The sequence below is a fragment of the Labrenzia sp. OB1 genome (assembly GCF_001624695.1).
Lineage (GTDB): Bacteria > Pseudomonadota > Alphaproteobacteria > Rhizobiales > Stappiaceae > Roseibium.
The window spans coordinates 1-14,098 of sequence record NZ_JSEP01000021.1 but is presented as its reverse complement, the minus strand read 5'-3'; the positions used below and the strand labels follow the sequence as shown (position 1 = coordinate 14,098).

General features: G+C 58.9%; 12 protein-coding genes. 3 read left to right on the top strand and 9 right to left on the bottom strand.

Annotated features, from left to right (window positions below; all coding sequences use genetic code 11):
• Positions 1–153 precede the first annotated feature (153 nt).
• The 5 genes from OA90_RS22095 to OA90_RS22075 form a co-directional block, all read right to left on the bottom strand.
• Positions 154–1,251 carry a TIGR01620 family protein gene (locus OA90_RS22095; protein ID WP_068417652.1) on the bottom strand — a complete coding sequence of 366 codons (1,098 nt, stop codon included), beginning with the start codon at positions 1,249–1,251 and terminating at the stop codon, positions 154–156.
• The gene (locus OA90_RS22090) at positions 1,248–2,741 is read right to left on the bottom strand and encodes a YcjX family protein (protein WP_208986248.1); all 1,494 of its coding nucleotides are present in this window, start codon (positions 2,739–2,741) and stop codon (positions 1,248–1,250) included. The genes OA90_RS22095 and OA90_RS22090 overlap by 4 nt, the downstream gene beginning before the upstream one ends.
• A 95-nt stretch (positions 2,742–2,836) precedes the next feature.
• On the bottom strand, positions 2,837–3,361 hold the full coding sequence (locus tag OA90_RS22085) for a histidine phosphatase family protein (protein WP_068417646.1): 525 nt from the start codon (positions 3,359–3,361) through the stop codon (positions 2,837–2,839).
• A gap of 65 nt (positions 3,362–3,426) precedes the next feature.
• Positions 3,427–3,972, bottom strand: coding sequence for a hypothetical protein (locus OA90_RS22080; RefSeq protein ID WP_068417642.1), 546 nt, complete (start codon positions 3,970–3,972; stop codon positions 3,427–3,429).
• A 19-nt stretch (positions 3,973–3,991) separates the two neighbouring features.
• On the bottom strand, positions 3,992–4,837 hold the full coding sequence (locus tag OA90_RS22075) for a MoxR family ATPase (protein WP_068417825.1): 846 nt from the start codon (positions 4,835–4,837) through the stop codon (positions 3,992–3,994).
• A gap of 310 nt (positions 4,838–5,147) precedes the next feature.
• Here OA90_RS22075 and OA90_RS22070 point away from each other — a divergent pair, with 310 nt between their 5' ends.
• The 3 genes from OA90_RS22070 (at position 5,148) to OA90_RS22060 (ending at position 10,012) form a co-directional block, all read left to right on the top strand.
• Complete coding sequence (locus OA90_RS22070; protein ID WP_068417639.1) at positions 5,148–6,530, top strand: flagellar hook-basal body complex protein; 1,383 nt, start codon at positions 5,148–5,150, stop codon at positions 6,528–6,530.
• 74 nt (positions 6,531–6,604) lie between these two features.
• Positions 6,605–8,458, top strand: a complete 1,854-nt coding sequence (gene flgK, locus OA90_RS22065) for a flagellar hook-associated protein FlgK (RefSeq protein ID WP_068417636.1) — start codon at positions 6,605–6,607, stop codon at positions 8,456–8,458.
• A 15-nt stretch (positions 8,459–8,473) separates the two neighbouring features.
• The gene (locus OA90_RS22060; RefSeq protein ID WP_068417633.1) at positions 8,474–10,012 is read left to right on the top strand and encodes a flagellar protein; all 1,539 of its coding nucleotides are present in this window, start codon (positions 8,474–8,476) and stop codon (positions 10,010–10,012) included.
• A 580-nt stretch (positions 10,013–10,592) separates the two neighbouring features.
• On the opposite strand, the gene flaF is transcribed toward OA90_RS22060, so the two are convergent.
• The 4 genes from flaF to OA90_RS22040 form a co-directional block, all read right to left on the bottom strand.
• The gene (gene flaF / locus OA90_RS22055) at positions 10,593–10,919 is read right to left on the bottom strand and encodes a flagellar biosynthesis regulator FlaF (protein ID WP_068417630.1); all 327 of its coding nucleotides are present in this window, start codon (positions 10,917–10,919) and stop codon (positions 10,593–10,595) included.
• Complete coding sequence (gene flbT / locus OA90_RS22050; RefSeq protein WP_068417626.1) at positions 10,849–11,343, bottom strand: flagellar biosynthesis repressor FlbT; 495 nt, start codon at positions 11,341–11,343, stop codon at positions 10,849–10,851. The genes flaF and flbT overlap by 71 nt, the downstream gene beginning before the upstream one ends.
• A 90-nt stretch (positions 11,344–11,433) precedes the next feature.
• Positions 11,434–12,930 carry a flagellin gene (locus OA90_RS22045; protein ID WP_068417624.1) on the bottom strand — a complete coding sequence of 499 codons (1,497 nt, stop codon included), beginning with the start codon at positions 12,928–12,930 and terminating at the stop codon, positions 11,434–11,436.
• A 289-nt stretch (positions 12,931–13,219) separates the two neighbouring features.
• A partial coding sequence (locus OA90_RS22040) for a flagellin (RefSeq protein ID WP_279625828.1) occupies positions 13,220–14,098 on the bottom strand: 879 nt, incomplete at its 5' end.

Genomic DNA, 14,098 nt, shown 5'->3' with positions numbered 1-14,098 from the left:
GCGCGCCGGTGGACTGTCGAGGCGGGAATTTTACGCCTGCCCGGATAGGCGTCGCCTTCCTCTCCGTCCTTTCAAACCGTGGTCACTGGCAGGACAAGAGCTTCAAGACGTGTTTCTGCGCACAGCGGCCCGGAGCCCGCGGGCGTGCTGTCATCAGGCCTTCGGGTCCCGGCCGTGTCTGCTGCCCGCCCGATCGCCTTCTCCGGGGCTTGACGCGGTTTTTTCCGGTTTTTCAGTGGAGGAGATCAATTCGCCCATGAACTCGGAGATCGTCGGGCCTGTGGTGGCGACAAAGGGGGCGGGGCGGCAGACGGCTATCGCTGCAATGCCGATGCGGGCGGTCAGGAGGCCGTTGATGACGCCTTCGCCGAGCCGTGTCGACAGACGAGCCGCCAGACCGTGACCCAGAACCTGTGAAGCAAGACTGTCACCAGCCGCCATACCTCCGGTAACGGCCAGATGGCCCACCACATGTCTCGCAAGACGCAGAAACCCGAGTGTGCCGGGCCGTCCGCCGTAGAGTGTCGACAGGCGGCGGATGGTTCTGAGGTTTTCAAACAGGACCGCCAGCAGATCGATCAGTGCCCTGGGACTGACGGCGGTGACCAGCGAGACCCGCTTGGCACTGTTCATCACGATCCGGCGCGCTTCCAGATCCAGCGGTGCGAGCAGGTCGCGTTCGGCAAGTTTTACAAGATCCTCGCCGTCGATCACCTCACGCATGTGACCGGCGAGCAGCTTGCGGCCATGAGCTGTCTCGGGCCTGTCCAGATAGAGCGCAAGCAGCTCTTTCAGGCCGGAAGAGGCCGCCTTGCTATCATCCGTGTCGGCAGCCTGCTGCAACCGGTCGCGCAGATGATCGATGCGGGAGAGCCTCAAGAGGCCGGCGATTTCCCTTGCTGCCAATCCCAGCACGCCGAGCGCAGCCAGCCCAGCCAGGGCAAGGCCCAGCCAGCCCAGCCAGTCGGTGCGCGTGAAGAGGTCGCGGATGAGGCTGTCCACCGCCAGGCCGATGGCGAGCGATACCAGTCCGGACAGGCCGACAAGCAGCCATTTGCCGAACCGGAACCGGGTTTTCGGCGTGCTTGCAGTGCGCGGCAGCCGGGGCTCCTCGTCTTCAGCGGACATCTGCGTGATCAGGGCTTCGCCGGCGGAGGGTGTCCTCGTGTCGTCGTCGGTCATCCGCACCTTGGTATCGTCAAGGCGGAAGGCGGCCGGTTTGCGGCCGGAGGAGGGAGTGGTCCCGGTCATGCCAGACGGTCTCCGATCAGGAATTCAAGGGCGCGGTCGAGACGGATATGCGGCAATGACAATGTCAGCCCTTCGGCCGTGGTGTCCAGCTCCGGAGGACGGAACCGCAGGAACTGGAGATCTGACTGGGCTGACGGAAAGTCCGGGCGGAGGTCTTCAGAGACTGAATCAACCTGTCCAAAAACTGATTCAGGGTTTTGAGGCAAGTCCCCGGGAAACATCGCTATTTCCGTTTCGCCGTCATAGGTATCGCCATTGAGGCGCTCACCCGGCAACGGCGTTCCGAGGATCGCGGGAAGCGCTTCGCCCCGATGTTTGACGGTTGCCTCCCGGGTCGCGCGCACGGCGGCCAGGGCGATGACGTCCACCTCCGCCCCCTTGAAGCGGGCCGTCTCCTCCGCCCGGGCGACCAGCCGCCTGAGGATAGCCTCCAGCCGGTCATGATCGCTTCTGTGCAGATGGTCCGCCTTGGTGGCGGCGAACAGGATGCGGTCGATGCGCCGTGTCAGGATCGAGGACAGCCAGCTGCGTTTGCCGGGCCGGAACGCGCCGAGAACCTCGCCCAGGGCCGCCTGAAGGTCGGCGATCGCATGAGGTCCGGCATTCATGGCATGAAGCACATCCACGAGAACGATCTGCCGGTCGAGCCGTGCGAAATGATTGCGGAAGAAGGGCCGGACCACATGGGTCTTGTAGGCTTCGTAGCGCCGCTCCATCATCGCCCGCACCGTGCCGGAGCGGGCAGGGGCGGCATCCGCAGGGATGTCGAGAGGGGCGAATGTCAGCGCGGGAGAGCCATCCAGGTCACCGGGCATCAGAAACCGTCCGGGCGGCAGCATGGACAGGGCATGGGTATCCTCCCGGCAGGCGGCCAGGTAGGACTTGAACGCGGCAGCAAGCGTCTGTGCGGCCGTTTCGCTTTCCGCGGCATCGCGATCGATCACGGCCAGCGCTTCCAGGAACGGGGCGGCGATCTTCCTGCGGTTGGGCGCCCTGGCCCGCACGAGGGCTTCCGCGGAAAAGGCAGCGTAGTCCTTGTTCAAGAGCGGCAGGTCCAGCAGCCATTCGCCGGGATAGTCGATCAGGTCCACATGCAGACGGCCCGGTCCGAGTTTTCTGTAGAAATAGGATGCGCTCTCGAAGTCGATGGTCAGCCGCAGTTCGGAAACCTGGCGTGTCGAATCCGGCCAGATGCGGTCGCTGACGAGGGCCCGGACATGGGCCTCGTAGTCGAAACGCGGCACCGCATCGTCCGGTTGGGGCTGGAGGCCAGCGCCGGTTATGCGGTGGCCAGCCGCCGCGCTGAACACAGGCAAACGTCCACCGTGGACCAGGTTGTGGACCAGAGCCGTCAGAAATACCGTCTTGCCAGAGCGGGCAAGACCGGTCACGCCCAGGCGCACGCTCGGTACGGCAAGATCACCGACCGCATCGGTCAGGTTCGCGAGTGTCAGCCGGGTTTCTTCGGCAAATGTCGTCAATGGGTTCAAGAGCGCCTCCAGCGCGTTCATGTAAGCGCGGGAACGGGCAAGTGCAAATGCGGGCTATCGCGGACGCCGCGGTATTGGGAGGGGCAGGCAGGCGTTCAGTCGGCGGCGTCTTTCAGGTCGCGCGGTCTGGTGAAGCGTTCCAGATGGCCGGTTTTGGGATGAAGCTCTGCCCATTCGGCGATATCGAAGTCGATCACGGCCAGCGCCCCGGTCGGATATTTTTCCTGTAGGTCGGACATGGCCTGCGCATCGGCGGTCCCGGTCAGACTGAGTGCGGTGTCTTCTGTCGCCGGATTGTGACCGATCACCATCAGGTTCTGCGCCCTGCCGCCATGTTTTCGAATGAGGCCTGAATAGTCGTCCTCGCTTTGCTGGTAAAGGTTGGAGATCAGGTGGATCTGGGCCTCCTGCGGGAGGAAAGGCAGAAGCCCCGCGAGCGTTTCGCGCGTGCGTTGGGCCGTTGAACACAGGATCTGATTGGGCAGCAGGCCGGCGTCCTTCATGTAACGGGCTATCGTCACCGCTGCAGTCTTGCCACGGCTGTTCAGCGGGCGGTCGATGTCCGCGATACCGTCATCTCCCCAATCGGATTTGGCATGTCTGAGAAGAAGTAGCCGCATGTCATGTTTCCGGATTTTCTCTTGCCATCGCGGGGTGCCCGCAAATGGTCAGGGTCGTGTCGCTGTCAGTTCTGGCTGGCGAGGGCCCGGGTGAAGGCCGCCACCGCCGGACCGACTTCAATTTCCTGAGTCGGTAACGTGTAGGACAGCCATAGGGTATAATCGGCCTGGTCGCCGGAAAAGTACCACAAGGTTTCGCACAAGCTTGTGGGCGTCCAACTGCGGGTGCGGAAGGACGTGCCCGATGCGGCGGCGCCCGACAGCTTGATCGGCTCAAACCCGGCGGCCTTGTAGCTGCGTGAAAATGTAAGTGCCTCGCGGCGGCCGGTCGTTTCAAGATGATTGCGAAGCACGGCGGTTATGCCGTCACGGCCGGTGTAGATGCAGCCGGCCAGGCTGACGGCATCTCCCTGGATGACCTTGATGCGATTGAAGCTGCCGATCATGTCCGGGCAGCGCAGGCCTGTGAAATGGCGCAGGCCGCCGACGTCACTCTGCCAGCCCGCATCCTGCTCCGGCGGAACCTGCGCGCCGGCGGGTTCCGGCATCAGGCCATGCGGTAACAGGCTTGCAGCCACCAGCAGAAGCAGGATCTGGAGCCGTCTCGCCAAGGCATTCTCCTCTTCGCGTTCAGGTCCGCTCCCGGCGCGACATGAACGCGAGACGTTCAAAGAGATGGACGTCCTGCTCGTTCTTCAAGAGAGCGCCGTGCAGCGGAGGGATCAGTTTGGCACCGTCTTGTTGACGAAGGGTTTCCGGATCGACGTCTTCGTTGAGCAACAGCTTGATCCAGTCGATGAGTTCCGAAGTGGACGGCTTCTTCTTGAGACCGGGCACGTCCCTGACATCATAGAACATGCGCAGAGCCTCTGAAAGCAGGCGTTTCTTGATGTCCGGAAAGTGGACTTCCACGATCTCGGTCATGGTCTCCGCGTCCGGAAACTTGATGAAGTGGAAAAAGCACCGGCGCAGAAAGGCGTCGGGGAGGTCCTTTTCATTGTTGGACGTGATGATCACCACCGGCCGCTGTCTTGCACGGACAGTATCTCCCGTCTCGTAGACGTGGAATTCCATGCGGTCGAGTTCCAGAAGAAGGTCGTTCGGGAATTCGATATCCGCCTTGTCAATTTCGTCGATCAGAAGAACCGGCCTTTGCGGCGCGTCGAACGCTTCCCAGAGCTTCCCCTTGCGGATGTAGTTGTTGATGTCCTTGACACGTTCATCGCCCAACTGGCTGTCGCGCAGACGGGAGACCGCGTCATATTCATAAAGGCCCTGCTGGGCCTTGGTCGTGGATTTCACGTGCCACTCGATCAGGGACGCGTTCAGCGCCGAAGCAACCTGCTGCGCGAGCACGGTCTTGCCGGTCCCGGGTTCTCCCTTGATCAGCAGCGGCCGCTCCAGCGCAACGGCCGCATTCACGGCAATACGGAGGTCTTCCGTGGCGATGTAGTCTTCAGTTCCTTCGAAACGCATGAGGCCGTCCATCTTGAATTCGTTGCGCGAAAAGTGGCAGGCCCGGCTTCAGGACGCAAGTGCGTAAAGGGACCGAGTGCGCGGCCTGTGCATATGGACAGTCTTGCCCATCGGGGCGGGAATTTTTTGCCCTTTACGCTGATGCTTGCCGGGTGGTTGTTGTGTCCTCATCAACGGGCTTATCTTTCAAGTCATTGAATTAAATTGATAAAAAATCGAATTTTAAACTTGGCACGGCCCTTGCGGGTAAGGGGCCGAATAGGGGCGCAAGCTCTCGTCAATCGTGCCCAATCTATCAAGAGGACGTAACATGGGTATTTATGGGGCTATCAATACGGCGGTTTCCGGACTGACTGCGCAGGCAACGGCGCTGGAGAATATCTCCGGTAACGTCGCCAACTCGCAGACAACCGGCTACAAACGGCTCGATACGACTTTCTCCGATCTGGTCTCCGGCGGCGGCTATACCCAGGCCGCGCAGGTGTCCGGTACCACCACGTCCACTTCACGTGCCACCAACACGATCCAGGGCGACATTACGGATGTCGACGTGGATACCTACATGGCGATCAACGGCGAGGGCTATTTCGTCGTGACCCGGGCTTCGGATGTCATCGACGGCTCGACGTCATTTGCCGAAGAGACCTTCTATACACGCGCCGGCGATTTCGAGCGCGACCAGGAAGGTTATCTCATCAACGGCGCCGGATATTATCTGCAGGGTTTTCCTCTCGACCCTGAAACAGGCAATGCGATCGGCGATGCAGCCTCGGTGATCCGGGTGGAGAACCAGCCGCTGGCAGCTTCCGCAACCACGACGATTGACTACCAGGCCAACCTGCCGCGTATCCCGCAGCCGAACGATTATGCCGATACCGATGCATCGGCGCTGCTGAACGCGTCCGTCGGTACCGGCAATGTTGCTGATACCAACAATCAGGACTTCCTCGACAGCTCCATCTCCGGCGGGTCGATCAGCATTTATAACCAGAACGGTACGGCGATGAACGTCGAGGTGCGCTACGCCAAGACGGTGAACGAGGATACCGGCGTACCTGTCGAAGACACCTGGAACATGTATATCGCGACTGGTGAAGATACCGGGGACACCTGGTACAATGTCGGGGAAGTGACGTTCGACGACACCGGCGAGCTGAGCAGCATGGACGGTACATTGGGCATCGGTACCGCCGACTTCGCCAACGAGAACTTCACCATCGCCAGCCTGAACATCGGTGGAACGACCGTTTCCAATGTGGAGATATCCTTCGGTGGCGGCGCGCTGACCCAATATTCGGACGCGGACGGTTCGGCGAGTTCCGTCAGTCTCGATCAGGACGGTTATGCAGCCGGTGAACTGGTTGGGGTCGCTGTCGATCAATCCGGCCGGGTGATCGCGAGTTATTCCAACAACCAGCAGCGCCCGGTCTTCCAGATCCCACTTGCGACCTTCGAGGCCGAGCAGAACCTGCAGCGCGTGGACGGGGCCGCTTTCGCGGCAACCTCGTCTTCAGGTGATCCGGATCTGACGGGCGGCGGACAGATCCGTTCCAACAAACTGGAGCTTTCAAACGCGGATATCGCGGACGAATTCTCAAAGCTGATCATCACGCAGCAGGCCTATTCAGCCAACTCGAAGATCGTCACGTCAGCCGATGAGATGCTCGACAGCGCGTTGAACATGGTCAGGTAATTTGAGCTCGCCGGCGGGTTTCGACCCGCCGGTTCTTTCGGCCAAGCCGCAGCGTAACCCTGGGAGAAACCGCCATGGGACTGACAAGTGCCCTGAATACCGCGGTCTTCGGAATCAAATACAATCAGCGCCAGTTGGACGTTACGGCGGCCAATATCGCGAATGCCGACACGGCCGGATACTCGAAAAAGACCGTTTCGGCGAATGTGTATTTCGATACCCTGGGCAATGTTTCCGGTGTCACGGCGACGGAAGTGCGGCGGATCGTCGACGAACAGATCCAGACGGACTATTTCAACTCGATCGCCGATACCAGTTACGCCCGGCAAATTTCCGACTTTACCGATCGCCTGGACGATATTTTCGGGACACGGGACGACAGCAGCGGTCTTTCGGTATTGGCCGGTGAACTGACTTCCTCCTTGTCTCTTCTGGTCAACGATCCGGGAAACTTCGCAGCCCAAAGCGACGTGGTCGCGCTTGCCGATGCCTTCGCCCGTGAGCTCAACTCGTCCTACAGCCAGATAACGGACCTGCGTCAGGAAGCCGACGACAGTCTGGCGCGCCAGACGGAAACCGTGAACAGTCTTCTCGCCAGTATCGCGGATATCGACGTGGCGATCCGGGATGCGACCCAGGCCGAGATATCCAGCGCGGAAATGGAGGACGAGCGCGACCGGCTGGTCGAGCAGCTCTCCGGTTATCTGGACGTGAATGTCACCAAGGAAGAGAACAACACGCTGTTCATCCAGACCGCGGAAGGGCAGCAGCTCTATGCGGATACCCGTGCCTCGACGCTCACATACGACAGCTCGCATTACCTGCAGCCGGGACAGCCCGGAAATTCGGTTCTGGTGACAACTGCCGGTGGAACCACCTACGATCTCATTTCCGGATCCCGCTCGGGCTCGATGCTGGCAACCGCCGAACTGCGGGACGATATTCTGCTTGAGGCGCAAAAGCAGCTCGATACGATCGCCGCGGAAATCTCGCTGGCTTTTTCGAATGTCACCGAGTCCGGCACCGCTGCGACTGTCGGTCTTGACGAAGGCTTCGACCTGGATGTCTCGGCGCTTCAGCCTGGCAACACCATCTCTTTGGAATATACCGACGCAGCCGGGGATGCGCAGACGGTGACGCTGGTAGCCGTGGACGATCCGACGCTTCTGCCGCTGGACAATTCCGCAACCGCAAATCCCAACGACACCGTCTTCGGCATCGATATCTCCAGCGGCTTGCCGGCAACCTACATCACCAACATCACTGCCGCGCTGGGCGGCACCGGGCTTCTTGTCAGCAATGACGGTTCGGACAATCTGCGCATTCTGGGCGACAACACGGCGCCAACAAGCGTCGAAAGCCTGTCAGCCGAAGTCACGGTCACCGCCAATTCCGACCAGGGGCTCGGGCTGGCGATTTTCGTCGACAAACGGGACGGGTCGGAGCTGTTCACCGACGCTCTGGAAGACGGCGGCCAACGGGTCGGCTACGCCAGCGGGATCGGCGTGAATCCGGACCTGCTCGCCGACAGTTCCCTGCTTGTGAACTACCAGACGACCCCCGAATCGAATACCACCAACGATCCGGCACGGGCGCAGTTTCTGTCCGAAGCGCTCAGGAACGGCACGGCCTATTTCGATCCGGCAGCGGGTATCGGCAGCACTTCGACACCTTTCGAAGGCACTGTTCTGGACTTTGTGAACCACACCGTTGCGTTCCAGGGCAATCAGGCCCAGGACGCGGCGACATTCGCGAATTCGAAGGAAACGCTGACCATCAATCTGGCGGTCCGCTACGAGGAAAGCTACGCGGTCGATCTCGATGCGGAGCTTGCCTTCATGGTGCAGCTCGAAAATGCCTACGCGGCCAATGCGCGTGTCATGCAGACCATCAAGGATCTCTTCGACGAGCTCCTGACAATCGTGTAGTGCGGGAAGTGACTTATGACGATCGGTAACATCACAACCTCCAGAAACTATATCACGCGTCAGCTCAGCGAGATGAACGATCTGCTGGCCGAAAAGACCACGCAACTGGCGACGGGAAAGGTCGGGACCACTTTCGGCGATGTGGGAGACCGGCGGCTTCTGGACATTCAGCTGACACAGAAAGTCGGCATGATCGAGACCTTCCAGGAGACGATCACCGTTGCCAATCTGCATCTGGAGACGATGAACCTGTCACTCGAACGCCTGGAAGATATCCGGAGAGACTCGAAAACAGCCCTCGATTCCAACGATTTCGTCGTTCAGGACGATGGGCAGACCCAGACCCAGTCTCGGGCCGAGCTTCTGCTGAATGAAACGCTCAACATTCTCAACACCGAAATCGCGGGTTACTACGTTTTCGGCGGCACCGATGCCATAGAAAGCCCGGTTGCTTCCATGGACACTATCCTGGATGGCGCAGGTGGTCTCGACGGCTTGCGAACCTACATGAGCGAATTCGCGGAGGCCAATCTCGGTGCGACCAATACGGGGCGGACGACGATTTCGGCGCTGACGACGAATTACGACGGTTTTGGGGATCCTACCGATTCCACTTTTTCGATTGCGGAAGATGGCGCACATGACTTCGGATTCGATATCGCTTCCGTATCGTCGTCGCTTACCAACGTAACGATTACCGGCCCGGCCGCGGCGGATCCGGATAACGTCGATATCGCCTTTACAGGCCAGCCGGTGCTGGGAGAAACTATAACGATCGAGCTGAGCCTGCCGCCGGATCATGCGGAAACGATCTCGATAGAACTGACGGCGTCCCTGACGGACGAAGCGGAAGGGACTTTCGTCGTCGGTGCCGATCTTGAGGAGACCGCGCAAAACCTGCGCGATGCGGTCGCCGATGAAATCGAAAAACAGGCGATGACGACACTGCGCGCGGTTTCTGACGAATGGGCGTCGGACGAGTTCTTCAGCACCTTCGCGGGCGAAGAGCCGCAGCGCGTGGATGGCCCACCATACGACACCGCGACCGCTATGGTCGCCGGTGGATCGACCACGGTTGAATGGTACACAGGACGTAACACGGCAACCGACAATCCGCGCACGGACAAGAATGCCGTTGTCGATACGAGCCTGTCCGTGAATTACGGTGTGCGGGCCAACGAGGACCCGCTCAAGGAGCTGGTGCAGTCTTTGGCGACCTTCCTGGCCGCCGATTTTTCCGGCGCGACGTCGACGGACGAGGAATATTACAACGCCCTGTCGAAGGACATGCGCACAATCCTGCAGCCCGAGGGTGTCGATCAGTCCGGCATCGTGGACATTTCGACAGACATTGCGATTGCGCACCGCACGATGTCATTGACTGATGACCGGCACAGTCAGACCAAGAACAGCTACGAGGGCACCATCGCCGAGATCGAGGGTATCGACCAGGAACTGGTCGCCGCGCAGATCCTGACGTTGCAGAACAATATCGAAGTATCCTACCGGGCCTCCGCGATCATCTTCAATCTGTCGCTCTCCGATTACCTGTAGGCTCAGCGGTCTATTTCGTAACGCTCCTGAGCGTGGGCGCGTCATTCCTTGAAATCGAGCCGATCATGATTGTGCCCCGGATGATTTTCCGGGCGCAACGGGGTGGAGATGCAGGGCTTGCTCCCGTTGCCGCTTGTTTGGGATATCGTTTTGACGAGGGGCCTTCTGATATACCGGAGCAGGTTCCGGCAAATCTCGGCCCCGGGGCTCAGCGTTGCGCGTCTTGGTCGATGCCCCGCATCGCCCTGCGACACGCTCCTCGCGGAACGCGCTCATGTCATGGTCAAGTAGGTTCTTATTTATTGCGGCTGGTATAAGAAGGCAGGCCGCTCCAGCAAATCCGGCCGGCATTTGCGGCTCACATGCCTCTTTGATCACCTGATCCGGAAAACCCCGGCTTGCCCCGGGTGTCCTCGACACAAGGGCTTGAGGACGATTGTTGGTCTTGCCGGCAAACAAAAAGCCGATACGAATTTCGCACCGGCCTTCATATTCAACTGCGCTAGGGCATCTCCGCTCAGAGCAAGGGTTTTATTGTTTAATCAATAGCTTCGAGCTTAAGTCCTGTTAAATCTGAAGCCTATTCCGGCGACGACCGCAAGCCTTCCGCGATGGCCCTGTTGATCCCGATGATGGAGGTGAGTTTGCCCGCGTCATCGTCTGTCATGATTGTGATTGTCTGTTTGAAAATGAACACCCCCAGCGTGGCGATGTTGTTTTTGATGTCTTGAGGCAACTCGCTTTCCGAACTGGTCGCCGACGTTACAAGAATGGTCCAGAGCTTGCGGTTGTAAACGAGCGCATCGTCCTTCTCTGCAAGCGATGATTCTTGCCATTCATCCTTGATCAACTGGAGCCGTGCCGCGGCTTTCATCAGCAGATTCGCTTCCAGCTCCCTCGGTGACATCGCCACCTGGCTCGTTTTCTGGTAAGCCTGCGCTGCCTGCTTGTACATGACCGATCAGCGTCCCTTCATACTCGATAAGCTTTCGTGCTTCTTTCAGTGCTTTATAAAACGCGCCGGTTATTATCGCATTACTGATCCGGGTTACATAAGGGATCGTACTGGGCGCCGCTTTCACGATGTCGTTGACGAGGGTGAAGTAATTCTCCTGAATTCTCTCTACATCCGTTGACAGATACATCAGCTGAACGGCCAGATAGACGCGTTTCGCCGGGGTATCCGCAGTCGCGAGTGTGAGAATATCCTTTTCTCGCAGAATGGGCGCCTGACCTTCAATAAAAAGGCGAGTCCGCTGGTTGTCATTGGTGATAACACTATCACCAATAATAATTCGTTCCCCCGGCTTCAGCTCAACCTTGAGCGCCATTCCGTGACCTCCACGTCTGAGTATCGTCCGAATCGTTAACGAATTGGTTAACACCCGCTTGGTGCATATTAGAGATAAACACTGTAGGTGTTAACCGAACAGGCTCAGAACGCTCTGATCCGCCTGGTTCGCCAGCGACAGCGCAGTCGATGAAAGCTGCTGGCGGGTCTGCAACGCCAGCATGTTCGCGCCTTCTTCATTCATGTCGGCAATGGTCAGATTACCGGCACCGACCTCAAGCGTGTTGATCATGTGCTCGGTGAAGTCGGTCCGGATCTCGACCGTGGACAGGGCGGTTCCCATGGCCCTGGCCGCCGACCGGAGTTCGTCCAGAGCCGCGTTGATTGCCTGAAGGGTCCGGTCGATATCCGTATCGGTCTTGAACTCGGATGCAGCCGCCGTAAGGCCGACCGTGCCACTCGTGGCGGCGAGCGTCGTTCTGTTGAAGTCCGCATTGTCGCTGGAGATATCGAAGGACACTTCGCCGATCAGACTGATGCTGCCGCCGGAGAAGGTGGCATCCAGGCCTTTGACGTTGTTGAGGAAACTCACCAGATCGCCGACCGTGGTTTCATCATCGATCTCGATTGAGGCCGGTTCGAAATCATTGCCGTCTGTAATCGTGATCGTGTCACCGGCCTGGAAACCGCCGGAGGAGATCAGGGTTGCACCCGCGGTGAGCGGGGTGACGGAAAGCGTTGTTGAGCCTGTCGCCCCGGTGCCGCCGTTGGTTGCGGTACTGCCGGTGCCGGATGCATCCTTCGAAATAGATAATGTGTTGTCCAGGCCGGATGTAATCGTGATCTGGTCGGTTGTCTCGTCAAAGCTGGCGTGAACGCCGCTGAGATCGTCCAGAGCGTCGAGGTAATCCTGCACGGTGGTGATGGTCGCGCCGACCGTGAATGTGGTGGTGCCGGAACTGTCGACTATCGAGACAATATCCCCGTCTGCCCAGTCACTCAAGTCGCTGAGGTTTGACGAGGCCTGCAGCCCTGTGAGGTCAAGGGTGGCCGCCCCACCATTTATGTTGAAGGAAGACGTTCCGGTTCCGCCCGGATCGAGATCGTCCAGATTGAGCCCGTCATCGAGGCTGGTGTCGGTGAAATCAACCGGATTGACCGTCAGATTGGACGTCGAATCCTCATTGAAAATCACTTCCAGCTCATTGCCGGCGCCGGAAAGCAGGTTCTTGCCCTTGTATCCGGAGTCACCCGCCATGTCCTCGATCTGCTGAAGGAGATCGTTGTACTGGCTCGTGTATTGCTTGCGCTCATATTCACTGGAAGTCTGGAGCGCCTGATTGGCGATTGCCTTGGCTGACTCAACAAGCTTGGTGATCGATGTGATGCCACTGTCGGCGGCGCGGAGCGTTTGAACTCCCTGGCCCATATTGTCAAGCAGGTTGGCCAGATCGCTCGCCCGGTCATTCAACGACTGCGCCGTGAAGAACGAATTCGGGTTGTCGAGAGCGGTGTTCACCTTCAGGCCGGTCGCAAGACGTCCTTGCGTGGTCGACTGGAGGCTGGCTGTTTGTTTGAGCGACAGGAGATTGTCCCGGACCGCACTGGAAAGAACAATATCAGGCATCAGATTTCACCACGTTTCCTAATTCAGCACTTGCCAAGTTGGCCTTCCATTGGAGCAAGAAGACTCGGTACCAATGGCGTAAAACTAAAGGGAAAGTTAATCGGTGATGCACTCATTAACCTGTTGTAAATAAAAGTTACCAAAAGCTTTCTTTTAAGTGCCTGAAATTCAACCGAAAATTTTCAGGTGCCCGAAGAGCGGAAAAGCACAAAAAGCAAACGGCGGGCTTTGGGCCCGCCGTTTCCTGTTGTGTGTTCGTGTCTTCGCAGTCTGACTGATTCTAGCCAGCCTAGAAGAGGGACAGTACCGTCTGATCTGCCTGAGAGGCGAAGGACAGTGACGTTGAGGCAAGCTGCTGACGGGTCTGAAGTGCCAGCAGGTTCGCACCTTCCTCGTTGGTGTCCGCCAGGGTCAGGAGACCTGCACCTTCCTGCAAAGTGTTGATCATCGTCTTGGTGTAATCCTGACGAATCTCGACTGTTGAAAGGTTTGTACCGAACTCGGATGCCTGGGACCGGAGGGTCGAAAGCCCGTTGTTCAGCCTGTCGATGACCCGGTTGATGTCACCGTCCGTTGCAAACCCGGAGTCGCTCAGTGCGGAAATCGTCACACCATCGCTGTCCGCCGTATAGTTGTCCGCGGCAAAGTTGGTATTGTCGCTGGCCAGCGTAAGGTCAGTCTCGCTTTCCATCGCTATCCGGCCGGTCGCAGTATTGAATTCCGCCGATACGCCTCTGAAGTCATTGATGAAGTTCACCAGGTCGGTGACTGAGGATTCTTCATCGACCTCGAACGAGCCGAGTTCGTAGCCGTTACCATCGGTCAGTGTCAGCGTGTCGCCCGTATCGAAGGAACCACTGTCGATCAGCGTGTCCGATGTCGTGGTGAACGCTGCCGCGGTCACTGCGACCAGCTCAGCAGTGGTCGAGACGTCATTCTGCAGAGCGATGGAGTCGTTGGAATAGACGGTGACCTCGCCGGTGCCTTCATCGAATTCCGCACGAACGCCCGCAACGCCCTCGATGGTATCGAGAAGGTCCTGAACGGTGGTACCAGCCGTGACTGCCAGCGTGGAGCCGGAAATAACAGCAGTTGTGGAAGAACCGTCGTTCAGCGTCAGGGTGTTGGTTGTCGAAATTCCGGTCGCGGAAGAGAGCAGGGAGCTGGA

Excerpts from the sequence above, each read along its gene's own strand:
- OA90_RS22045 (WP_068417624.1), bottom strand. The coding sequence starts at position 12,930 with ATGCCTGATATTGTTCTTTCCAGTGCGGTCCGGGACAATCTCCTGTCG.
- OA90_RS22075 (WP_068417825.1), bottom strand. The coding sequence starts at position 4,837 with ATGCGTTTCGAAGGAACTGAAGACTACATCGCCACGGAAGACCTCCGT.
- OA90_RS22060 (WP_068417633.1), top strand. The coding sequence starts at position 8,474 with ATGACGATCGGTAACATCACAACCTCCAGAAACTATATCACGCGTCAG.
- OA90_RS22095 (WP_068417652.1), bottom strand. The coding sequence starts at position 1,251 with ATGACCGGGACCACTCCCTCCTCCGGCCGCAAACCGGCCGCCTTCCGC.
- flaF (WP_068417630.1), bottom strand. The coding sequence starts at position 10,919 with ATGTCACCGAGGGAGCTGGAAGCGAATCTGCTGATGAAAGCCGCGGCA.
- flbT (WP_068417626.1), bottom strand. The coding sequence starts at position 11,343 with ATGGCGCTCAAGGTTGAGCTGAAGCCGGGGGAACGAATTATTATTGGT.
- flgK (WP_068417636.1), top strand. The coding sequence starts at position 6,605 with ATGGGACTGACAAGTGCCCTGAATACCGCGGTCTTCGGAATCAAATAC.
- OA90_RS22070 (WP_068417639.1), top strand. The coding sequence starts at position 5,148 with ATGGGTATTTATGGGGCTATCAATACGGCGGTTTCCGGACTGACTGCG.
- OA90_RS22085 (WP_068417646.1), bottom strand. The coding sequence starts at position 3,361 with ATGCGGCTACTTCTTCTCAGACATGCCAAATCCGATTGGGGAGATGAC.